The organism is Acetomicrobium hydrogeniformans ATCC BAA-1850, from assembly GCF_000160455.2.
Classification (GTDB): domain Bacteria; phylum Synergistota; class Synergistia; order Synergistales; family Acetomicrobiaceae; genus Acetomicrobium; species Acetomicrobium thermoterrenum.
Genome location: NZ_ACJX03000001.1, coordinates 759,745 through 781,179, shown reverse-complemented (window position 1 = coordinate 781,179; position 21,435 = coordinate 759,745). Strand labels below are relative to the sequence as shown.

Genomic DNA, 21,435 nt, shown 5'->3' with positions numbered 1-21,435 from the left:
AAAAAGAAGCAGGAGGTGCATCGAGTCATGAACATACCGGAAAATTTAAAGTATACGAAAACGCACGAATGGGTGAGAGTGGAGGGCAATAAAGCTTACGTCGGAATTACTGATTTCGCCCAGGGGCACCTAGGCGATATCGTTTACGTCGAGCTTCCTGAAGTGGGTTCACTGGTCGAGGCGGGAGAGGCGCTTTGTTCTATAGAATCGGTCAAAGCTGCCTCCGATGTATATTCTCCCGTCTCGGGAGAAATAGCCGAAGTAAACGATGCTCTCGAAGATGAGCCGGGGTTACTCAACGAGGATCCCTATGAGAACTGGATCGCCACGATCGAAATGAATAATCCTGAGGAGGTGGAGGCTCTCTTAGACGCCGCAAGCTACGCCAAGCATTGCGAAGAAGAGGAGGAGGCGATGGGATAATGTGGAATTACATCCCCCATACGCGTGAAGATAAGGAGAGGATGCTCGAGGCCCTTGGAATCAAATCTGTGGACGAACTCTTTGAGGATATTCCCAAAGAGGTGCGAATGGAGAGAAATTACGATATACCGGGGCCCCTAGCAGAGGACTGTTTGGTCAGACATACGCAGGAATTGGCCGGCAGGAACTTGCATTTGGGCAACTGCACTTGCTTTTTGGGAGCGGGCGTTTACGATCATTTCGTTCCTTCCGTAGTCGACGCGATTATATCGAGGGGAGAATTCTACACTGCCTATACTCCCTATCAACCGGAAATAAGTCAGGGGACGTTGCAGGCGATATTTGAATATCAATCCATGATATGTGAGCTTACAGGTATGTACGTGACCAATGCTTCCATGTACGATGGCGCCTCTTCCTTCGCCGAATCTGCCTTCATGGCCTGCTCTGCGACCAAAAGGGAAAAGGTACTTTGTTCTAAAGCGGTAAACCCCGAATACAGATCGGTCTTAAGGACATACACCCATTTTAGGGGAGTTGAGGTAGAGGAATTCGGATACAAGGACGGACAGGTTGATCTAGAGGACGTTAAGGGTAAATTGAACGACAAAGTTGCGGCAATCATGATTCAAAGTCCAAACTTCTTCGGCGTTATCGAAGACTTGGCGTCCATAGCGGAACTGGCTCACTCTAAGGGTGCCATGCTTATCGTAAGTGCTGACCCCATATCTCTAGCACTATTGGAAGCCCCGGGAAAACTGGGAGCCGATATCGTTACTGGTGAGGGACAGGCCCTCGGCAATCCGGCATCCTTCGGTGGCCCCCATTTTGGCTTTTTGGCGGCGACGGAGAAACTTTTGAGGAAAATGCCGGGACGCATAGTCGGACAGACCGTAGATACCGAAGGTCGTCGTGGTTTCGTCTTGACACTGCAGGCTAGAGAGCAGCACATACGTCGCGAAAAGGCAACCTCCAATATATGCACCAACCAGAGCTTATGCGCCCTGATGGGTGCGGTCTATATGAGCACTATGGGAAAGGAAGGACTTAAGGAAGTAGCTAAACTTTGTTACAACAAGGCGCACTACGCAATGGATGAGCTCGTAAAGAGGGGTTTTAAGCGCGCCTTCAACGCTTTCTTCTTCAAAGAGTTCGTCCTCATCGCTCCCAAGCCGGTAAAGGAGATCAACGAGAAGCTCCTAAAGGAAGGTTTTATCGGGGGCTACGATCTTTCCGGGCAGTACCCGGAGATCAAAAACGGCTGGCTGATCGCCGTGACAGAACGCAGGACAAAAGAAGAGATCGACAGGTTTGTCGGGATCGCAGGGGGTGAAGTGCGATGAAAAAGCCCGTTGAGCTCATATTTGAGTTGAGTAAATCGGGAAGGAAGGCTTACTCTCTTCCTGCTTGTGATGTGCCTGAAGCCGGCGAAAAAATCCCGGAAAAATTCGCGAGAAAGATCGATGCCAGGCTGCCCGAGGTATTTGAGGTCGACGTAGTTCGACATTTTACCAGGTTATCTCAACTCAACTACGCCGTCGACTTAGGCTTTTACCCCTTAGGGTCATGTACGATGAAGTACAACCCGAAGATAAACGAGGCCGTCTCGCGCCTGCCGGGTTTTTTGCGGCTTCACCCCTATCAGCCGGAGGAGACGGTACAGGGCGCGCTGAAACTCATGTACGACCTGGAGAAGATGTTGTGCGAGATAACCGGCATGGATAGGGCCACGTTACAGCCTGCTGCAGGTGCTCATGGCGAGATGACGGGTTTGATGATCATAAAGGCCGCCCTGGAAGAGAGGGGAGAGGGCAAGAGGAAGAAGATCATAATACCCGATTCGGCTCACGGCACGAACCCTGCGTCGGCCAGCATGGTGGGATTCGAAGTGCTGGAAGTGAAATCCGACGAGCGCGGAAACGTGGATGTCGAAGATCTAAAGAAACTGATGAGCGACGAAGTGGCCGGCATCATGCTGACGAACCCCAATACGCTCGGATTGTTCGAGGAAAGGATAACCGAAATTGCCAGGATAATACACGACGCAGGCGGTCTTTTGTATTACGACGGGGCCAACCTCAACGCAAATCTAGGGAAGGCGCGACCGGGCGACATGGGCTTTGACGTAGTACATTTGAACCTTCACAAGACCTTCAGCACTCCCCACGGCGGAGGCGGGCCGGGATCGGGACCGATAGCTGTTACAAAGGAACTTGTACCCTTCTTGCCTGTTCCCACTGTGGAAAAGGAGGGCGAAAGATACTATCTCGATTACGATAGGCCCCTTTCCATCGGAAAGGTAAGGTCCTTCTATGGTAACTTCAACGTAATGGTTAAAGCTTACGCTTACATTTTGACCATGGGACCTGAGGGCTTGAGGGAAATTGCCGAATGCTCCGTCTTGAACGCGAATTATCTCTTGAAAAAACTTAGAGATTATTTTGAACTTCCCTTCGATCGTTGGTGCAAGCACGAATTCGTCATCTCCGGCAACAGGCAGAAGAAAGCTACGAGCGTCACTACTCTTGATATGGTAAAGAGGCTAATAGATTACGGTTTCCATCCACCGACCGTGTACTTCCCGCTGATTGTACCGGAGGCCATGATGGTAGAGCCCACGGAGACGGAAAGCGTCGAGACGCTGGACGCCTTTGCCGAGACGATGATTTCTATCGCAAAAGAAGCGGAAGAAAACCCCGACCTTGTAAAGGAATCACCGAAGAACACTCCTGTTACGCGATTGGACGAAGTGACGGCAGCCAAAAGACCCGTGGTGAAATGGGACTTCGAAGCGTAAACTCGTAAATCCGGACGAAGGGCGTCTCTTGCCGTAATATAATGGCGCAAGAGGCGCCTTTAAATATTTGAGAAAGGGGGTAGAGTCGATGAAGAGCGACCTAGTCGTAATTGGCGGAGGACCCGGGGGTTACGTGGCCGCCATAAGGGCCGCACAGCTTGGAGCCACGGTTACCGTCGTCGAAAGGGATAGAATTGGAGGAACCTGTCTTAATTATGGTTGCATTCCCACTAAGGCTTTGTGTCAAAGTGCCGAAAGCGTCCTGTTGGCCCAAAGAATGGAAGAGGCCGGAATTGTCGTCGGCGAAGCGAAGGTGGACATGGCCAAAGTGCATGCCTGGAAGAGGAGATCCGTTGACAAACTTACTGGAGGAGTGGCTCAATTATTAAAGGGATACAAAGTTAACGTCATCGAGGGAGAGGCTAAATTATCGGGCAAGAACACGATATCTGTAACGAAGTCCGACGGCAGCAGGGAGGAGATTGAGGCTAAATTCATCCTTATCGCTACCGGTTCCAAACAGGCCGTACCTGATATTCCAGGGATGGGTTTGAGGGGAGTAGTGACCAGCAGGGAGTTGCTCGAGTACGAGGATCTGCCCGATAACCTCTTTATATATGGCGGCGGATATATAGCCATGGAATTTGCCAGCATATACAATGCTTTGGGATCCAACGTTACGGTAATGGTTAGAAGCAGAGTCCTCAGGTTAATGGACGGCGAAATATCCAAGAGAATAAAGCTGCTTTTAAAGAAGAGGGGCATAACCTTTTATGAGGGCATGCTCGTAGACAGAATAGAGCAGGGAAAAGAGGGCCTAACCGTTTATGCTTCAAGCGACAGGGAAGAGGCTACGCTAAATGCAGATCTGGTCTTGGTAGCGACGGGCAACGTCCCCAACGTTGAAGGTCTTGGTTGCGAGGATGTGGGGATTGAAACGGGGAAGAAGGGCATAATCGTGGATGAATTCTATCGAACCTCCGTTGAAGGAATTTACGCCATTGGCGATGTAATAGGTCCGCCCTATCTTGCCCATGTCGCTTCAGAGGAGGGTAAAGTGGCTGTCGAGGTCATGTTCGGACGTAAAGCCGACAGGATAAATTATGACGCCATACCTGCAGCGGTCTTTACCATTCCCGAAGTCGCTTCTGTGGGGAAGACCGAAGAGGAATTGAAAAAAGATAACATCGATTACTCCGTCGGCAAGTTCCTCTTCGCCGGCAACGGCAAGGCCATTGCCATGGGCGAAGAGGATGGATTGGTAAAGGTATTGGCCTACGGCGACGGCAAATTGGCGGGCGTTCATATCATCGGACCCCACGCCAGCGACCTCATACACGAAGCGGCCTTAGCCATGCATGCTGGCATACCCGCAGAGGAATTGATCTCCTGCATTCATGCCCACCCAACACTGGCGGAAGCTTTCCACGAGGCGGTGATGGGAGTCAAGAATGAGGCCATTCATCAGCTGCCCAGAAAAAGGTAAAATTTAGTTTCATCCCTCCCTTTTTCTAGAAAAAGGGAGGGATGAAACTCGAGTTGGATGCTATCCTATTTCCATGGGAAAAATGTTATTGTAGGAATCTGCAAAGATTGCAGAGATTTTATCTCCTTCTTCCCTTTGTAGGGATACGAAATGAGTGCAATTGGTTTTTATGAAATATTGATGTGCCCCTTCCGTTGCACAGGCCTCTATTTCCTCCTTACAGAGAGGGCAGGAGAAGTTGTAGCATACCTGTCCGACGGATTCAAGGCTTACTGCGACCTCTTCTCCTAGATCGTTGTAATAGATGACGAGAGATTTTTCAGGGAAAAAGCTGCTGAAGTGTGAACAATGAACTTGTGTGTCTTCTTTTGTGGACCATATAGTTTCGGCACCGCAAACCGGGCATTTGATCTTCCAGTAGTGTTCCATCTCTCACACCCCTTTTACCTCAGGCTCTGGCGCATATAATATAACATCTATTTATTACTTCTACAATAGAATAAAGGTTCCAGCGACAACATGATGACTGCAATGCATATGAAGACTCCGCCGATGATCGCGCTTTTTTCCGGCCTTTCTCCAAGCAATAGAAAGGCCCACATCATAGAGAGAGGAATTTCGCTCATTGATAATACCGAAGCTATAGAGCTAGATAGATATTTAAGGGATCTCGAGATCATGCCAAAGGCAATGGCGGAGGTGCATAATGCCATATACATTAGGCCAAGGTAAGCTTTCGGCGGGGCCTTGAATAGATCCGCTGCTTTTCCTCCATAAAGCCCGGCGACCCAACAGATTACCGATGCCCATAGAAAACTTTGCAAATAGGCCTTATACTGCGATTTTTTGCCGAGTCCGTATCTTCCGTTTAAAAGGTAGAGGGCATAACCGGCACCGCCGGCCAGTGCGCAGAGAATGCCAATGATGTCGAACTTCAAGCCCTCGCCGGGATCCCATACGGCAAAGTAAACTCCCGACAGAGAGAGTATTAAGGCCAGAATTTGCACCAGAGAGGGGCGCTCTCGGGCTATAGCCCAGGCTCCTATCATGGCCCAAATCGGAGCGGTGTAATACATGATCATCGTCATTCCTACGGATATCCTCAAAAAGGCTATGCTAAGGCCCAAGTTCGAGCTGATGAGCCCAAGAGAGCTCAACCAAAAAAGTGCTCTGCCCATCTCCTCTTTACGGGGAATTATCAAAGCGCTTCGGGGTTTGGGGGCGAGATAGATGATGATACAGGTGCTGACGGTTATGCGAAAAAGCGTTATGAGAAAAGGGCCGACTCCAAAACCGTTGACGAAATGAACTACGGGACCGTTCGTTCCCCAAATCGTGGTCGCCCCAAGGACCAAAAATATTCCCCTCACGGTACTCTCAAGCGTATTCATTGGCTTTTGTGGGTAATTTAAAAGATTAAATTAAAGATCGAATATGCCAACGAGAAAAGTATGATCCGACGGCTTTTCCCATGATCTAGGTTCCCTGTCTATGTAGCAATCCACTGATCGATCTGCCACGGAAGGCGTAGCTAATATGTGGTCTACACGCCAGCCTATGTTTCGTTCAAGAGCATTTTTGACCCTATAGTCCCAAAATGTGTACTGTCCTTCTTCCGGGTGGTGTTTTCTGAAGACGTCCACAAAACCCCAGGATTTGACGGTGTCGAAAATATCCCTTATTTCTTCATGAAAGCATACGTGGTTTCTTTTCGTTTCCGGTTTCGTTACGTCCTTTTCCTCTGGGGCTACGTTCATGTCTCCCACCCAAATTATCTTGTCATCTGCCTTAAACTCCGATTCCAGCAAATCGAGGAATCGCCGGAAAAAGTCCTTTTTGTATCGGTAATCGGGATGGTCAATGGACTTGCCCTGGGGGACGTAAGTGTTTATTACCCACAGGTCGTCGAACCTGGCCATCATCAGTCTGTCGTCGTCCTTTCCGTCTTTGCCGTCGGGGAAGCCGTAAATGATCTCATTGGGTTCCCCTTGGCAAGCAATTGCCACACCGGCGTAAGCTTTCCTTCCCCTGAAAAAGACGTGGTATCCCCAGGAATCGAAGGCCGATGCCGGAAATTGATCGTCGCTTACCTTCGTCTCTTGCAGACACAAGACGTCTACGGGGTTTTTTATCAACCATCTTTCGAGGATTTGAAGCCTGCTTCTGACGGAATTTGCGTTAAAGGTTGATATCGTAAAAAAGGGCATTTCACTCACTACCTCCTCGTACTGAATTGATGAACCTCAGGTTCAAAAGGATTATCTCCGGCATTGATCCCAGACGGACCGGAGGTCCCCAAGTTCCATACCCGCTGGATATGTAAATTAAGGTTTTGTCCTTTTGCAAAACCCCCCAGCTTTTTTCGAATATCAATTTTGTTATTAAGTTAAATGGCCACATCTGACCGTTGTGCGTATGGCCTGACAGCTGAATGGCAACTCCCTGAGATGCCGCCTCGTCTAAATTGACGGGCGTGTGATCTAAAACCATGACAGGGAGATCCTTTGAAACTTCTTGGAGTATTTCGTTTAAGGGAATGCGTTTTGACCTTTCTATGCGATTTGCCGTAATATCCCTTCTGCCTACAAGAATTAGTGAATTTTCTATGATCGCGAATTCATCTTGGAGCAGCTTCACTCCTGCCCTGGCGAGGTATTTCTCGACTTCCTCTATTCCCGCGTAATATTCGTGGTTGCCGGCAACGGCATATACACCTAAGGGAGCATTTAATTGTTTTAATTCCTCCGCCAGGCTTTCTTCCATCGCAACGGAAACGCTTTCGTCTACTATATCGCCCACGAAAAGCACCATGTCCGGAGACAGATCGTTAATTTTACTCACAAGATCTTTTATGCGAGAGTTGTTCATGAAGAGACCTACATGCACGTCCGATACGGCTACGGCCCGGATGGAATCCAAAGACGCATTGACATTCGGCATCTCCAGGTTTAATGCCACTGTTCGCGTTCTTCTTGCGTTAATGCTGCCAATTACGATCAGGACCATTATGAGGACGACGCTTATTTTCCATATGTGCGCTCTTAAAGTAACATCCAAAAGCGGCATAAAAGAGAAGAGAGAAGACACGAGTCTGTAAAAGTCTATGAAGAGGCTCAATAAAAATGCATAAGCCATGAAAGCAAAATAGTAAGAACCGGCCACGGCGAATATTTTGGCGATATCTTCAAGGGAGGTGAAGGCCTGAAGCAGACGGCCGCAGGGGTAGGCGATCATGGCCAAAACAAGGACAATCAACACAACTTTTCCCAAAGGAGATTGGCACAAAACAGATATGTGCCTGTAGATATAGTAATTGGCAAAAAAATATATCAAAGAAACAGATCCAAAAAAAACCATTAATCCTAATCCCATACAACTCCCCCTTCTCTTTGATAGTATAATGCAAATGGATATCCTTTAGAAATCCGATAAATCTCCCATCTTGACATAACGATAAACATGAAGCCTTTTTTATGGCCGGGAAACTCAGACGATCGGGGGTTGATCTGATGTATGATGTTGTAATTAAAGGTGGCAAAATAGTAGGTAGCCCCTTTGGAACGATTAAAGGGGATATCGGCATCGCAGGCGAATGTATAGCGGCGATAGGTTATGATTTAAAAGGAAAAGATGTTGTCGATGCCTCAGGCAAACTCGTGTTGCCGGGCGTGGTAGATGCTCATGTTCACATGGAGCTTCCCGTTTCTGGCACCCGTTCGAGCGATGATTTTGCTTCTGGCACAAAAGCTGCAGCCTGTGGCGGAGTCACGACCGTCATAGATTTTACGGTGGGCGACAGAGATTCAACCCTTCCTGAAGATATAGAAAGCAGGCTCGATGAAGCTAAAAAATCCTACATCGATTATACGCTTCACGCTGAAATTATCGGTTGGCACAGATCCAGGTCGTGGGAGATCTTGAAGGCAACGCAAATGGGAGTTACCAGTTTTAAGTTTTTCACTGCCTACAGCTCCTCCGGCAGAAGGACCGACAGAGGAGCGCTTTTCGATGCCTTTGAGACGATAGGCGACCTGGGAGCATTGGCCATAGTACATGCAGAAGACGAGGAGATAATTAACCATATCGTTAGTTTATTGGATCGTAGTGAGATTGGCGATATGAGTACTTTGGCCAAGGCAAGGCCACCTCTTTGCGAAGCCCTGGCAGTAAGCGATGTCATTTACTTGGCGGAAAGGGCAAACGCCAGGGTGCATATAGTGCATTTATCCTCCGCTTTAGGTTTGGAGGCCTTCAAGAAAGGGAGGAGCTTTTATTCAAAAGCGACAGCTGAGACATGTCCCCAATATCTCCTGCTTACGAAGGAAGTATATGAGGGTGTGGAGGGCCATTTATACTCCGCTTCTCCTGCATTGAGGACCTCCATGGACGCTCAGGCTCTCTGGGAAGGCATCAGCAACGGAGATATTTCCTTGATAGCGACGGATCACTGTCCCTTTACTAGAGAGCAAAAAAGCTGGAAGGATAGCTTTCTCGATCTGCCCTACGGTTTGCCCGGCGTGGAGACTTCGCTGCCTTTATTCTTTAGCGAAGGCGTCTTAAAACGAGGCATTTCCCTGGAGGTCATGGTGAAGCTTTTTGCGGAAAATCCAGCCAGGATATATAGCCTTTTTCCCAGAAAAGGGGCGCTTCAAATTGGATCAGATGCCGATATAACAATTCTGGATCCCAATCAAGAATGGACAATAAGTTCCAATAATTTGCATATGAATACGGACTTTTCACCCTACGAAGGGATGACGATAAAGGGCAAAGTCTGTACTACATTATCGCGAGGTGAAGTGATATACAATAATGGTCTTTTTAAAGCAAGGGAAGGAAGGGGAAAATTTTTGGGTCGAAGCTTATGATCCTTTCAAATGATGCTTCACAAATTCTTGGCCTTAACCTCTGAGAGACATCCTAGTGAAGGGGTGTTTAGGTGAAGTGCAAGAATCTAAAAGGTAGTAGATAAATCTAGGTCTTCCAGAGCGCCCATCTTGGTATTTGGGTTCTTTGGAAGCCAAGCCTGACATTGCTAGATACTCCAGGTATCTATGGGCAGTAGGGTAAGAAAGGTCGGTTTTCTCTACAACATCTTGGATGGTAGCGCCCTTAGAATTATGCTACCTTAAACAAACAAAGAGGTGTCCGCAAAGGACACCTCTTTGTTTGTTTAAGGTATGTTTAGCTTTTATTGTTTCCTGGGTTTCAGTGCGCTTACCAAGGCAGCCGTTACTAGAGTTCCGGCGATTATGGCTATTATATAAAAACCAAGATTTCCGACGGCATTCGGGATGGGGAGGACGAAAATACCTCCATGGGGAGCTCTGAGTGTACAGCGGAAGAACATGGAAAGTGCTCCAGTGACGGCTGAGCCAGCAATGATTGAGGGTATTACCCTCAAAGGATCGGCGGCGGCAAAGGGTATAGCTCCTTCAGTTATAAAGGACACTCCAAGGACCGCTGCAGCTTTGCCGGCTTCCCTTTCTTCTTTTGTGAACTTATTTTTTGCGATGAACGTGGCCAAAGCAATTCCCAATGGAGGCGTCATACCTGCGGCCATAACCGCGGCCATGGGCTCGAAAGTGTTGCTCCCAAGAAGACCCACGGCAAAGGCGTAAGCTGCCTTATTGACAGGGCCTCCCATATCGACGGCCATCATTGCTCCAAGTATCAATCCCAAAATAGCTGCGTTAGCGGTGCTCATATTGTTAAGGCTCACGGTAAGCCAGTCCATTATGCCTTTTACCGGCGTGCCTATAACGTATATCATGAGCAATCCCGTTGCCAGAGAAGATAAAAGAGGCAGGACTAAAACGGGCATGAGCCCCTCCAGGCTTTTCGGGAGTTTTATGGATTTTTTAAGCCCAAGCGTAATATAACCGGCGATAAAACCTGCCAATATACCCCCGAGAAAACCTGCGCCTATTTGATTGGCGAGCATACCGCCTATGAGGCCCGGAGTAAGGCCTGGTCTATCGGCTATGGAATAGGCGATATAACCGGCAAGGACCGGGACCATGAGGGCAAACGCCGCTCCGCCGCCTATTCTCATGAGCGCTGCTGCCAAGCTGCCTTCTTCTTCTGCAGCATGTATTCCGAAGGCGAAGGAGAGGGCAATGCACAGCCCTCCGGCCACAACTATGGGGATTATGTGGGACACGCCAGTCATTAGATGCTTATATACTCCAGACCTTTGTGCCGATCGCTGAGCCTTCATCTCCTCTATCTTGGCGACCTCTTTTTCCATGGTAACCGTGGCTTTCTTCAATGCCTCATTTATCACGGCAACGCCATCTTTGATCGCTATTCCCGTAGATGTCATGTATATTGGTTTCCCTGCGAACCTCTCCGTATTTACGTTTGTGTCGGCTGCGATGATGACGATGTCAGCTTGGGCTATATCTTCATTCGTTAGCTTATTCTCGGAACCCGCCGACCCCATTGTCTCGACCTTGATTTCGTGGCCTAACTTTTCTGCTCCAACCTTCAAAGATTCTGCTGCCATGTAAGTATGGGCAATTCCTGTCGGGCAAGCTGTTACAGCAACTATCTTTGCCATCTTTGTTTCCTCCTTCCCTCTAACTCATCTGTTCTTCTTGTCTTTCGATGACGTCCAAGACGTCCCGGGGAGACTTGGCGTTTCTCAGCGACTCCCTGAAGTTTTCGTGCATAAGCAACCTTGCGAGCTTAGAAAGGGCTTGCAGATAAACTTTATCCGCATCCTTTGGCGCAGCGATCAGAAAGAAGATGTCGGCCTTTGTCCCATCGAGGGATGCTGCGTCTATTCCTTGGGTGGTCCTGGCCATAGCTAAGCCGGCAGCCTTTACTGCATCGGATTTAGCGTGAGGTATGGCAACTCCGAATCCGACTCCCGTAGTCCCCTGTTTTTCCCTCTCGGCCACATCCCTTAAATATGCCTCTACATCTGCGACTATCCCATCCTCATACATCTTGTTTGCCAGAGCCCTCCAGACATCCTCCTTTGCGTCGGCCGTTAAGTCGAGCAGTATCCTTCCTTCCGATAATAAATCCTTGATATTCATATCTTGACCTCCTTTACGGAAATTTTCTCAATAACGGACAGGACTCTTTCCCGTGTCGTTCGTTCCGTTCCCAATTTTGTGAGGGCACAGAGGGAAAAAGCCGTCGCTAGTTTAGCCCGTTCCAATAGAGCTTCTCCTTTTACCGCACCTGCAATTAAACCGGTTACCATTGCATCTCCGGCGCCAACAGTGGTCAAAACGTCGATCTTGGGAGGTATGGCCTGTATGAGGGTGTGGTCTTCAGCGAAAAAAGCTCCCTTCTCGCCCATGGAGAGACATACGGTTTTGATACCCAGGGAAAGTAGTTTTTTTAAGCCCTCTACGATTTGGTCGAAGGAGGGATTTGAGAGGCCAAAGATCTCGCAAAATTCTGCGATGTTGGGCTTTATGAGGTCAGGCTTCGATTTCAAGGCCTTTTTCAATGCGGGGCCACTCGTGTCTAAAGCTACAAATTTGCCCAGGGATTTAAGTATGGATGTAACTTCGGCAAAAAAATCGTTGTCTATGCCGGGAGGAAGGCTGCCACAGAGGGCGAAATAATCGTTATTTTCGGCCAATCGTGTTAATATCTTTTGTAAATTGGCGCGCACTTTTTCGTCGCATTGAAGCCCGGGAAAATTTATGTCCGTTATCTCCTTTTTTTGCTCGTCAACGATCTTGATGTTGGTGCGCGTTTCTCCGTCTAAAAGCACGAATTCGTCTTTTATCCCTCTGGCTGCAAGGAAGTGCTCGAACAACTCTTTGTTGTGCTTGCCCAGAAAACCTGTAGCAACTACTTCTTCTATGCCGTAGTCCTTTAAAAAAGAAGCCACGTTGAAACCCTTGCCCCCGACGTCTTTGCGCTCCTTTTTGACTCTGTTTACCCTTCCTGCCGTGAAGTTAGGGATAAATATGGTGTGGTCTATTGCAGGGTTTGGGGTGACCGTTACGATAGATGTCACCTTTCATCGCTCCCTTCGCTAGCGATAATTACTTTTACCTTTCTTTTTAATTGCTCGACCTTTCTTTCATCTCCCTTGTCGTCGGTGATGAATAAATCAAGTTCGTTGAGATCACATATCTTGCACAAGCCCTCCAGGCCTATCTTTGAATGGTCTGCGACGAGTATCTTTTTTTTGCCGGCGAAGAGCATATGGCGCTTTGTCTCGGCTTCCGTCATATTTGGCGTGGTAACGCCGAAATCAGCGTCAATGGCATTTGCTGCCAGAAAAACCTTGTCAAAGCGAAGGGCCTTTAACGCTTGGTTGGTCAAAAATCCGACAAGGGATCGGGGGCCCTTTCGCAGGATTCCGCCCAATAACCACACCTCTACCGAAGGATCGTCGAGGAATACATTTGCAACATCTATGCAGTTGGTGGCGACTGTCACATTGCGTCCGCGAAGGTTTGAGGCGATCTGCAAGGTAGTGGTGCCAGCATCAAGCAACACAGTTTCTCCTTCTTTTACTAAGGATGCGGCCATTTTTCCGATAGCTGCTTTGAGGTTAAGGTTTTGAATTTCCTTCTCTTGAAAAGTGGGTTCAAGGCCGTAATTGGGAGGAACGGCCCCGCCGTGAGTCCGCTTGAGCAGGTTCATGTCTTCAAGAACTGCCAGGTCCCGACGTATCGTAGCCTCGGAGACGCCGAACTCTTGAACCAGGTCTGCCACGTATATTGGAGCGCCCGATTTGATCTTGCTTATTATGGCGGCCCTTCTTTCCTCTGCGAACATTGCCATCACCTTGATTGTTTTTGATCATTTATGATTGTTTGTGATCATTATATTACGCCTCTTTCAAAAATGCAATACCCTTTTGTAGAAAGTTGATGAAAAATAAAAAGGGCAGACGATGTTTTAGACGTCTGTCCTGCTTTTAGCGTTTTAATTTATGGGGGTTTCGTTATTGCTCGATTACGATCGTTGCTCACAGGTGATGAGCATCCAACCTCCATACAGGTCTTTTACGGTAATGGGTATTCCTGATCGCCTCAATGCATCTGATACCAAGTCTACATTGTCTGCCCGAAGCAACACTACCGGTGTTTTGCCATTGCGAAACGCTGCAATGACCTTTTCTGACAGCTGGTCCGACATGCCGGGGTTTATGTGATCCAATATCTCGTCTTTATAGAAGACAAGACCGTTCAGCTTTTTGTCGTAGACTACAAGAAGCTGAAAACTCCTGGCAGCGACGGCTTCATCAATGCTCGCGCTAAGCCTTTTCATGTCGTGGGGTGAGGAGACGACGGAAGTACCCGAAAGGGCCTTAAGCGCCACGATGAAGATGCAACTGGATATGGTAAGGATTCGTATTATGCTTCCTTTTTTTATCACGTTGAGATCTAAAAAGGCCGCCAGTGCCCGTCCCATGATCAAGGACAGGGGAAGAAAAAGCGGCAATATGTAAAGCTGGAGCTTGGACTTAGCCATGAAAAACAGGACCAGCGATAGCAGCGTGTAAGAAAAAAGAAACAGGTTTTGAGGATTTTTGAACAAGGCATTTTTCGACAGTGCCGATTTCACGATGTCCTTTGTGGCCTTAAATTTACATGTTAACAACGCACTCCATGGCAAAGTGCCGAATATCAGCGTGGGAATGTATATCTCAAAGGCCTGGTAAAAGTGAGGATTATGAAATTCGCTTTCTTCGGAAAAACGACCCACCACTTCGTGGCCCAACCAATAGGGCACCAGGTATGGGTGCTTTATGGCTTCAAAAATATACCATCCTAATCCAAGCGCTATGAAAGTGAGCATTCCACTTGCGGTCAGAAGACGAGGAACTTGGGCGCCCCTAGCCTTCCTAAGGTAAATTTGTGTAGGAATTATTCCCAAAAGCGGAAGAAGTCCAGGATAACCCTTGGTCATAAAAGACATTCCCAAAAAAAGCCATACCAGGACGGTCCATCTTTTGCTTTGAGTCCTAACGGCCTTCCAAAAGGCAAAGATCGCCAAAGCTTCCCACAGGGCAAGCAGTGTATCCGTAGAGACGACGTTTGAGGAGACCAGGGGCATTAAGCTGCTTGTATATACCACCGCGCTCAAATAAGCACTTTTTTTATCCCACAAGGTTTGCGCTATCTTCCATACGCATATAACAGTCAATACGAATGAGATGACCAGGTAAAACCGCGCGCCCCAGGCATTGAGGCCAAAGATCTTCAACCCGAGAGCTATGGCCCAATAGGTCAGCGGAGGCTTACTCCAGTGCGGAAGGCCAAGCAGTGTCGGCTCAAGGTAATTTCCGCTGCGCAACATCTCGCGGGCTACTTCAGCGTACCTTCCTTCGGTGGTCTCGTATAAGCCCCTGCTTCCCTGAAAGGCTATGGAGGCAAGCAATGCTAAAAGGATTACGAAGAGGAATTGCCTGCGTGAGGAAGTTTTACTTTGCGTGGACAATTTCTTTACGTTCTCTTAGGATGAAGTATATGTTTCGTATGTAGATGAATACCCCACTGGCCTGCCCAACCATGAAAACGGGGTCATGCCTTGCTGTAGCATATATGAAAAGCAATATCCCCCCTACGAGGCTCAATATCCAAAAGGAAAAGGGAACAACGCTTCGTTTTTCCTTCTCACTTGCAAGCCACTGCACGAAAAACCTTGCTCCAAAAAGCCCCTGTGCGACAAAGCCCAGGATCAACAGACCGTTCATGTGCATTAACTATCACCTTACTTGTCTTCTCGTAATTTAACCCTAAATGCGCGCTTTCTTATCCATAAAACCCCAAAAGTGTCGAATATCCCCACCCATAGCCTGTTCCATATGGAGTACTTCGTCTTTCCCCTCGTCCTGGGGCGATGATTTACTGGCACTTCGGCGATAGTAAAGCCATAAATCGTTGCAAGGGTGGGTATAAAACGGTGCATCCCCTTGAAGGGGAGGAAATACGGAACGCACTCTTTTCTGAATGCCCTTGTAGAACAGCCGACGTCTCTTGCGGCCTTTCCCGTCATTGCATTTCGAAAGCCGTTGGCTATGCGGGACGATATGCGCCTGACCCAATTGTCCTTCCTGTTTTGCCTGTAGCCGTTTGCCATGTCGCATTTGCCGCTTGCCACTAACGCCACCAACTTTGGTATGTCGTGGGGATCGTTTTGCCCGTCGCCGTCTAAGGTGGCTATTATGTCTCCCTTTGCTGCGCGACATCCGTACCAAAGGGCAGCAGATTGTCCAGCATTTGCTGCGAAGGATATGACGCGATGGCGCGGCCTGTCGTTGGACAATTTTCTTAAGACCTCATGGCTTCCGTCCACCGATCCGTCATCTACCCACAGGCATTCCCAGTTCCACTTTACGTCGCTAAACACCTCTTCGATCTCATCGGTCAGGGGCAGGATGTTAGGCTCCTCGTCCTTTATAGGGATGACGATCGATATTAAATTACCCTGATCTTTCTTGTCGATTGTCATAGCACATCTATCTCCTGATGCCCATTATAGTTGGAGCACTTTTAAGGAAAAACATTATATACCGAATATACTAAACGTACCAAAAATTTGAGGAGAGCTTAATCATGGTTCCCTTAACGCGCAGGCACGAGCTTTAACTTGTTACTGTCAAGGCCCGCCTGCAACTTTTGGCGCCAATACTGTTAGCGCGAAAATGCGGGAAATAAGATCATCGATATTTCCGACCTCGTTTATGGTGGGAACGATGACCGAGACCTTAGACAAATTCAATCCCTCCAAATATTTATTCCAAAGATGCGAAGCTAATTTTAGCTACCCTATGATGAAGTTTTCGTGAAGATTGCCTTTGAGGAATCGTAAAATGATGATCTTGACGCCCTGAGCCCATAAAAATTCCTGTGTCAAGGTGCTTTCGTTGCATTGTACGCTTCGTTCAATCGGGTTGCCATTGATATAAATATGGAGGGACAGCTTCCCTTGTCATTTTTTCAGTAACCCTCATAACGATGCGGATGCTAGAAGGACGACCGATAAAATCGAATTTTTGAAGTTGCGGTTACGAATTGGGCAAAATTACCTGGCAAGTCGTTGGTATATAATTAATGTTAACATTATTCTAGGAGAGTGACATGATGAGGGTTTTGATAGCAGACGACGATACCTCTCTCCTCGAACAACTTCGAGAGATCTTGGCCAGTGAGCGCTACACGGTAGATACTGCAAGCAATGGAATCGAGGCCATGGATAAGCTTTATGATGCTGTCTTCGATTTGGTGATACTGGACGTCATGATGCCCCATATAGATGGGTTGAGTTTGCTTGAGCAAATACGAAAAGGTGGGATCAATATTCCGGTGTTAATGCTTACGGCAAAGGGGGATGTGGAGGACAAAGTCAAAGGGCTTAATCTCGGAGCTGATGACTATCTGGCAAAACCTTTTTCTATCGACGAATTACTTGCGCGCGTTCGCGCGTTATTGAGGAGATCCGAAGGTCGGCATAGTGCGATTTTGGATGCCAAAGGACTGAGATTAGACACGGTAAGCCGCAAGGTCACGAAAGATGGAGAGCCGATAGATCTCACCCAAAAAGAATTTTTAATCCTCGAATTTCTGCTATACAACAAAAACAGGGTTGTATCGCGTTTCAGTTTGGCTGAACATGTATGGGGAGATGCTTTTGATCCCTTTACCATGTCTAATTTTATAGATGTTCATATTAAAAATTTGCGCCGTAAACTCGGTGATGCCGGGAATGATAAAATCATTCAGACCGTACGTAGCGTTGGTTATATGATCGAAGATGGTGAACAATGACCATAAGAAAAAGGATTATGCTTCTCATCGTCGGAACAGGTTTGATGTCAGGCTTTCTCTTCTCCGGCGTGGTGTTTTATGAGTTTGTAGAGCAATCGTTCAGGCTTTTAGATTCCATGCTTGAGGAGGAAGCTTATAAGGTTATAGAGTTGTTGGAACACGAAAAAGGACAACCCAATTTGCATATAGATGACGGGTACTGGATCGTGATTTACGACCGACAAAGCAGCGAAGTCATCTTTCGCTCAAACCTGGCAGACTTCGTCAGGCTTCCTTCGGTAAAACCAAGCTCTGCTGTCACCATAAGAGATGTAGTCGTAAACGATGCCTCCGGTAAAAGCAAGGTCGAAGCGTTCAGGCTTAGGGCCTTTCCGGTTTTCTTAGGCGATAAAGATTATATCATTCAAGTCGGTCGTTCCTTGGGAAAGGTTGAAGAAGAGATAAGAGAGCTGGTTTGGGGTATCCCACTGGGCCTCATTTTTTCTGTTTTAATTTTGATCCTCATAAGTCACTTTGTAACGGGCAAAATACTAAAGCCCATAGGTCAAATGAAAGATTTGGCACGAGATATAAGCGAGAAGAATCTAGAACAGCGACTTCCCGTAAATGAGCAAGGGGATGAGTTTAACGAACTGGCGATGACGATCAACCAGATGCTTGACCGATTGCAGTACTCTTTCATGAGACAGAGAAACTTTCTTTTCGATACATCTCATGAGCTTAAAACCCCGCTTGCTACCATAAGATTGGCCATCGGCGAAATTAGCTCTTCGGATATGGATAACCTTTCTCCTTCGATAAGGGATAACCTTCTCAGATTGAACAATCAAGTGTTGCGAATGGAGCGGTTGGTCAAGGATCTTCTTGACATGTCGTCACTGGAAACCCTTTCCGGCCTCGATCTAAAGCCCGTACATTTAACCGAATTGCTTTCTGCTTTAATAGAGGATTACCAACTTTTATCTGACGCACGCAGCATCATGATGGAAGTCAATCTCTCGGAAAATTTGTGGGTCAAAGGCGACGAGGAAAAATTACGACGTGCCTTCTCAAATCTTTTAGACAACGCAATTAAATACAACGAGGATGGCGGACAGATAGTGATAAGGGCTAAACGTGAGGTCGCAGAAACGGCAGTGATTGTTGTAATTATTGAAAATACCGGGCCGGGAGTGTCAGAAGAAGATCTGCCCAAGGTGTTTGATCAGTTTTACAGGGTCGAGAAATCGAGATCCTTAGATTATGGAGGATCTGGTTTGGGATTGTCCATTGTAAAAAGGATCATTGAGCTTCATAAGGGGAAGGTCGATATTGAAAGCAAACCAGGTGTAAGGACGCGCGTTATTGTTCGACTGCCCGGATATAATACAAGATAATTGGCACTAACATTGTTTTTCTTAATGTGATGTCAAGGCGCGAAGATAAAGACCAAGATCCGAGTTTTTCAATAGAAAGAATTTAGACCTTAAATAGGATCGAGGAGGCGTTTATATGAAGCGATTGATGGCCTTGGGGTTTTAATTGTAGCAATCTTTGCCGGTGCGTCAGCAGCACAGGAGATAACGGATTGATCAGATCCTTACGGATAAGGGGTTGTTTGCGATCGTACCTGTCATGTCCGCAGGTGAAGAGGGGGGAGAAACCACGCCCCTAAGCTCAGGTTTCATCATAAGTGGAGACGGCAAGGTAGTTACCAGCTTTAAAGTTATCATCGACAAAAGGGATCTGCTGGTACGACGCAGCGACAGTTCCTTTTTGACTGTTAAAGGTTTTATTGCAGCCGATGCCGACAAGGGTTTGATAATACTTCAGGCAGAGGGGAACAATTTGCCCTTTATATCCCTTGGCGATTCCGATAAGGTCAAGTTGAGAGAGGCAATTTGCGTCATCTCTTCGATGCCGTCTGCGGCAGGCCAGATAAGCACTGGAGTTGTAAGCGCCTTTCGAGAGTTAAAGGGCGGGCTTAAAGCGTTACAAATCACTACACCCGTTACCAAAAAAGCATCGGTGCGCCGGGTTTTAACAAGAAGGCAGAGATCATAGGTATCGCCTCCTTTTGCCTCTTAGAGAGAGGGCAGGTCGTAAGCATAGCCATTCCTTCTAACGTCGCAAAGGAGTTTTTAAAGGGGACCAAGGCAGAGGTGTAACCCCTTATCAGGGAATTCCTTTGCGCCCTTTGCGCTTGTCACTACCCAAGCCGAATTGTACAAAACCTATAAAGAGGCCATCCAAACGCCTCAACCTGGTGAAGATGGTCTAGTGATAGCACTTTTGAGGATTGCTGAGGCGATGGCAAGGGCGGGACAGCTCGATGAAAGTTTAAAGGTCGCTCAAACGATCGGCTAGCCAGATTGGTGTCTGAGAGCGTATCTCAGATTCACATAAAGAAAAAAGCCCTATTTCGGGGGGTCGCCCGTATAAGAGCTATCTTTATGCTGTCCGGGGCAAGGGCAGCCTTATGGAGGACGAGGCTCAACAGTTCCTTCTGTTGATTGGGTTGGATATAGTCCCAGATATCCGTAAATTTATTCAAGGCAAGCATCACTAATTCTTGAGCAATAGATTCCCTTTCTATTTCCTAAGACCATCCCCTCTAAAGCTTGAATGCCGGTCTTAATCTCCTTCCTTCTTTTGCCTAACTGATTGAACCGCCCCAGCTTTCCCGGAGACTTTTTTATTTGAGTCTAGCCATAACGGCTGGGGTCTCCTGGAGATTGTAATACTTTTCCTCAAAGCTTGAGGTGCAGAATGTTTCCTATAGCTTTAAGGAGCCTGCTGTTATTAAAATGAGTTCACCCACTCCAATGTGGCAAATTCGACGTCTCTCAAGGTTATGCCACGGTCCATGTTGAGTGATGACCGCGCTAAAGGACGTCGTAAGTGGCCTTGAGCTCAACGTTGTGTGTGCTTCCGTCAAGCCCGTCGCCCAAAGCGACGCCGTGACGTTTGAAAGGTCCACTTTGAGCCTCCCTTACTTCAGGGAAAAGGCGCTCGAGACGACCGGCTTTGAAAGGCTGGCGGCCCTGCCCTACGAGACGCCCGACGCCCTCCCTCCCGGTACGGCCCTGTCCCTCTTCAACGGGAAGTGGCGGGTGGTCGAAACGTCCGTCGAGGCGGTAACCCAGACGAGACTGACCCTGGGTGATGGGGCTGAAGACGAGGTAATTTCAGACCTCCTGTGCTCCGCGCCAGAAGAAGCCTCGGCCGCGAGCCCGGAGGCCGAGGAGGCGCTGAGCGAGGAGTACTGGATCATACTCGACGATCCGTATTAGCCGAGGCTGGCCCGCCTTTCGGCCGCGCGGGCTTTTAAGGTCCTTTCTCTCACGGGCTGCACAGGTACCTAGCGGAGCTGTCGTTAGGCCTGGCGTGCAGGTAGTGGCCCGTCGTGGCCACGGACGCGTGGCCCAACGTGACCTGCACGAGGTTGGATCGGGCACCCGCGGTCGAGCGCGTGCGAGGCGTGGACGTGTCTGAACCAGTGCAGGGACACGGGGCCTCCACCGCGGATGGATAAAAGCTCGTCGTAGATGCCCTGGTCCAAAAGGATCGTGCGCGTCTTTTCGCCCTTGCCGTAAATGGTTACGTAGACGTAGCCGCCGTCGCTCGCGGGCTGCACGTCCAGCGCACGCAGCGAGCACGCCTTGGACACCCTGAGGCCCGCCACGTAAAGCAGTTTGATCAGGGTCCTGTTCCGCGCGTTCTCCTCGAGGGCGATCACGCGGTGCACGTCGCCCTCGGTCAGGATGCGCTCTGAGAGCGTGTTTTTGAGTTTGGGGAGCTTGATCGGGGTCGTCACGTCAAAGCGCAGGTACCCTATGCGGCGGCCGAAGGCGAAAAGGGACTTGACGGCGGCCACGGCGCGCGCCTTCGTGGCTTGAGCGCGGGCGTCGAGCGAGTCCGAAAACATCTGGACGTCGCCCAACGGCTTGCCGACAAAGGCTGTAAACTTTCCCACATCGCGCGCGTACGCCTTT

Annotated in this window: 22 protein-coding genes; 9 read left to right on the top strand and 13 right to left on the bottom strand. The window is 48.3% G+C overall.

Annotation, left to right across the window (positions count from 1 at the left end):
* The first annotated feature begins 27 nt into the window (after positions 1 to 27).
* From gcvH to lpdA, 4 genes are all read left to right on the top strand, one after another.
* Positions 28 to 423, top strand: coding sequence for a glycine cleavage system protein GcvH (gene gcvH / locus HMPREF1705_RS03795; RefSeq protein ID WP_009202222.1), 396 nt, complete (start codon positions 28 to 30; stop codon positions 421 to 423).
* Entirely contained in the window at positions 423 to 1,766 is a 1,344-nt protein-coding gene (gene gcvPA, locus HMPREF1705_RS03790; protein WP_009202223.1) for an aminomethyl-transferring glycine dehydrogenase subunit GcvPA, read from the top strand. The genes gcvH and gcvPA overlap by 1 nt, the downstream gene beginning before the upstream one ends.
* The gene (gene gcvPB, locus HMPREF1705_RS03785) at positions 1,763 to 3,220 is read left to right on the top strand and encodes an aminomethyl-transferring glycine dehydrogenase subunit GcvPB (RefSeq protein WP_009202224.1); all 1,458 of its coding nucleotides are present in this window, start codon (positions 1,763 to 1,765) and stop codon (positions 3,218 to 3,220) included. The genes gcvPA and gcvPB overlap by 4 nt, the downstream gene beginning before the upstream one ends.
* Before the next feature lie 88 nt (positions 3,221 to 3,308).
* Entirely contained in the window at positions 3,309 to 4,706 is a 1,398-nt protein-coding gene (gene lpdA / locus HMPREF1705_RS03780; RefSeq protein WP_009202225.1) for a dihydrolipoyl dehydrogenase, read from the top strand.
* Between the two features lie 60 nt (positions 4,707 to 4,766).
* Here the strand turns inward: lpdA and HMPREF1705_RS03775 are convergent, their stop codons facing one another.
* The 4 genes from HMPREF1705_RS03775 to HMPREF1705_RS03760 form a co-directional block, all read right to left on the bottom strand.
* A complete protein-coding gene (locus tag HMPREF1705_RS03775) occupies positions 4,767 to 5,135 on the bottom strand; it encodes a hypothetical protein (protein ID WP_009202226.1) in 369 nt (122 codons plus the stop codon).
* 47 nt (positions 5,136 to 5,182) lie between these two features.
* The gene (locus tag HMPREF1705_RS03770) at positions 5,183 to 6,061 is read right to left on the bottom strand and encodes a DMT family transporter (RefSeq protein ID WP_111089550.1); all 879 of its coding nucleotides are present in this window, start codon (positions 6,059 to 6,061) and stop codon (positions 5,183 to 5,185) included.
* A gap of 66 nt (positions 6,062 to 6,127) precedes the next feature.
* Positions 6,128 to 6,913, bottom strand: a complete 786-nt coding sequence (gene xth, locus HMPREF1705_RS03765) for an exodeoxyribonuclease III (RefSeq protein WP_009202228.1) — start codon at positions 6,911 to 6,913, stop codon at positions 6,128 to 6,130.
* Position 6,914: 1 nt separating this feature from the next.
* Positions 6,915 to 8,078, bottom strand: coding sequence for a metallophosphoesterase (locus tag HMPREF1705_RS03760; protein WP_009202229.1), 1,164 nt, complete (start codon positions 8,076 to 8,078; stop codon positions 6,915 to 6,917).
* Between the two features lie 137 nt (positions 8,079 to 8,215).
* Between HMPREF1705_RS03760 and hydA the strand changes: the two genes are divergently transcribed.
* Complete coding sequence (hydA, locus tag HMPREF1705_RS03755) at positions 8,216 to 9,574, top strand: dihydropyrimidinase (protein WP_040348817.1); 1,359 nt, start codon at positions 8,216 to 8,218, stop codon at positions 9,572 to 9,574.
* Positions 9,575 to 9,607: 33 nt separating this feature from the next.
* Here hydA and HMPREF1705_RS11195 read toward each other — a convergent pair whose 3' ends face one another.
* From HMPREF1705_RS11195 to HMPREF1705_RS03720, 8 genes are all read right to left on the bottom strand, one after another.
* Positions 9,608 to 9,808: a hypothetical protein gene (locus HMPREF1705_RS11195; protein WP_306337667.1), complete on the bottom strand. Its 201-nt coding sequence runs from the start codon at positions 9,806 to 9,808 to the stop codon at positions 9,608 to 9,610.
* Between the two features lie 89 nt (positions 9,809 to 9,897).
* Positions 9,898 to 11,268, bottom strand: coding sequence for a fructose-specific PTS transporter subunit EIIC (locus tag HMPREF1705_RS03750; RefSeq protein WP_009202231.1), 1,371 nt, complete (start codon positions 11,266 to 11,268; stop codon positions 9,898 to 9,900).
* Positions 11,269 to 11,287: 19 nt separating this feature from the next.
* Complete coding sequence (locus HMPREF1705_RS03745; protein ID WP_009202232.1) at positions 11,288 to 11,752, bottom strand: PTS sugar transporter subunit IIA; 465 nt, start codon at positions 11,750 to 11,752, stop codon at positions 11,288 to 11,290.
* Positions 11,749 to 12,693: a 1-phosphofructokinase gene (gene pfkB / locus HMPREF1705_RS03740; RefSeq protein WP_009202233.1), complete on the bottom strand. Its 945-nt coding sequence runs from the start codon at positions 12,691 to 12,693 to the stop codon at positions 11,749 to 11,751. Before pfkB ends, HMPREF1705_RS03745 begins: the two co-directional genes overlap by 4 nt.
* Entirely contained in the window at positions 12,690 to 13,463 is a 774-nt protein-coding gene (locus HMPREF1705_RS03735) for a DeoR/GlpR family DNA-binding transcription regulator (RefSeq protein WP_040348818.1), read from the bottom strand. The genes pfkB and HMPREF1705_RS03735 overlap by 4 nt, the downstream gene beginning before the upstream one ends.
* Positions 13,464 to 13,643: 180 nt before the next feature.
* The gene (locus HMPREF1705_RS03730) at positions 13,644 to 15,131 is read right to left on the bottom strand and encodes a glycosyltransferase family 39 protein (RefSeq protein ID WP_050767890.1); all 1,488 of its coding nucleotides are present in this window, start codon (positions 15,129 to 15,131) and stop codon (positions 13,644 to 13,646) included.
* Entirely contained in the window at positions 15,115 to 15,387 is a 273-nt protein-coding gene (locus HMPREF1705_RS03725; protein WP_207382500.1) for a lipid-A-disaccharide synthase N-terminal domain-containing protein, read from the bottom strand. The genes HMPREF1705_RS03730 and HMPREF1705_RS03725 overlap by 17 nt, the downstream gene beginning before the upstream one ends.
* 17 nt (positions 15,388 to 15,404) lie before the next feature.
* Complete coding sequence (locus HMPREF1705_RS03720; RefSeq protein WP_009202237.1) at positions 15,405 to 16,145, bottom strand: glycosyltransferase family 2 protein; 741 nt, start codon at positions 16,143 to 16,145, stop codon at positions 15,405 to 15,407.
* Positions 16,146 to 16,777: 632 nt separating this feature from the next.
* Here HMPREF1705_RS03720 and HMPREF1705_RS03715 point away from each other — a divergent pair.
* The 4 genes from HMPREF1705_RS03715 to HMPREF1705_RS03700 all read left to right on the top strand — a co-directional run bounded on the left by HMPREF1705_RS03715 (position 16,778) and on the right by HMPREF1705_RS03700 (position 20,733).
* The gene (locus HMPREF1705_RS03715; RefSeq protein WP_242603520.1) at positions 16,778 to 17,461 is read left to right on the top strand and encodes a response regulator transcription factor; all 684 of its coding nucleotides are present in this window, start codon (positions 16,778 to 16,780) and stop codon (positions 17,459 to 17,461) included.
* A complete protein-coding gene (locus HMPREF1705_RS03710) occupies positions 17,458 to 18,837 on the top strand; it encodes a sensor histidine kinase (protein WP_009202239.1) in 1,380 nt (459 codons plus the stop codon). The genes HMPREF1705_RS03715 and HMPREF1705_RS03710 overlap by 4 nt, the downstream gene beginning before the upstream one ends.
* Before the next feature lie 217 nt (positions 18,838 to 19,054).
* Positions 19,055 to 19,504: a trypsin-like peptidase domain-containing protein gene (locus tag HMPREF1705_RS03705; RefSeq protein WP_040348819.1), complete on the top strand. Its 450-nt coding sequence runs from the start codon at positions 19,055 to 19,057 to the stop codon at positions 19,502 to 19,504.
* Positions 19,505 to 20,316: 812 nt separating this feature from the next.
* Positions 20,317 to 20,733, top strand: a complete 417-nt coding sequence (locus HMPREF1705_RS03700; RefSeq protein ID WP_009202243.1) for a hypothetical protein — start codon at positions 20,317 to 20,319, stop codon at positions 20,731 to 20,733.
* A gap of 83 nt (positions 20,734 to 20,816) precedes the next feature.
* Here HMPREF1705_RS03700 and HMPREF1705_RS03695 read toward each other — a convergent pair whose 3' ends face one another.
* A complete protein-coding gene (locus HMPREF1705_RS03695) occupies positions 20,817 to 21,416 on the bottom strand; it encodes a tyrosine-type recombinase/integrase (protein ID WP_207382499.1) in 600 nt (199 codons plus the stop codon).
* Positions 21,417 to 21,435: the final 19 nt, after the last annotated feature.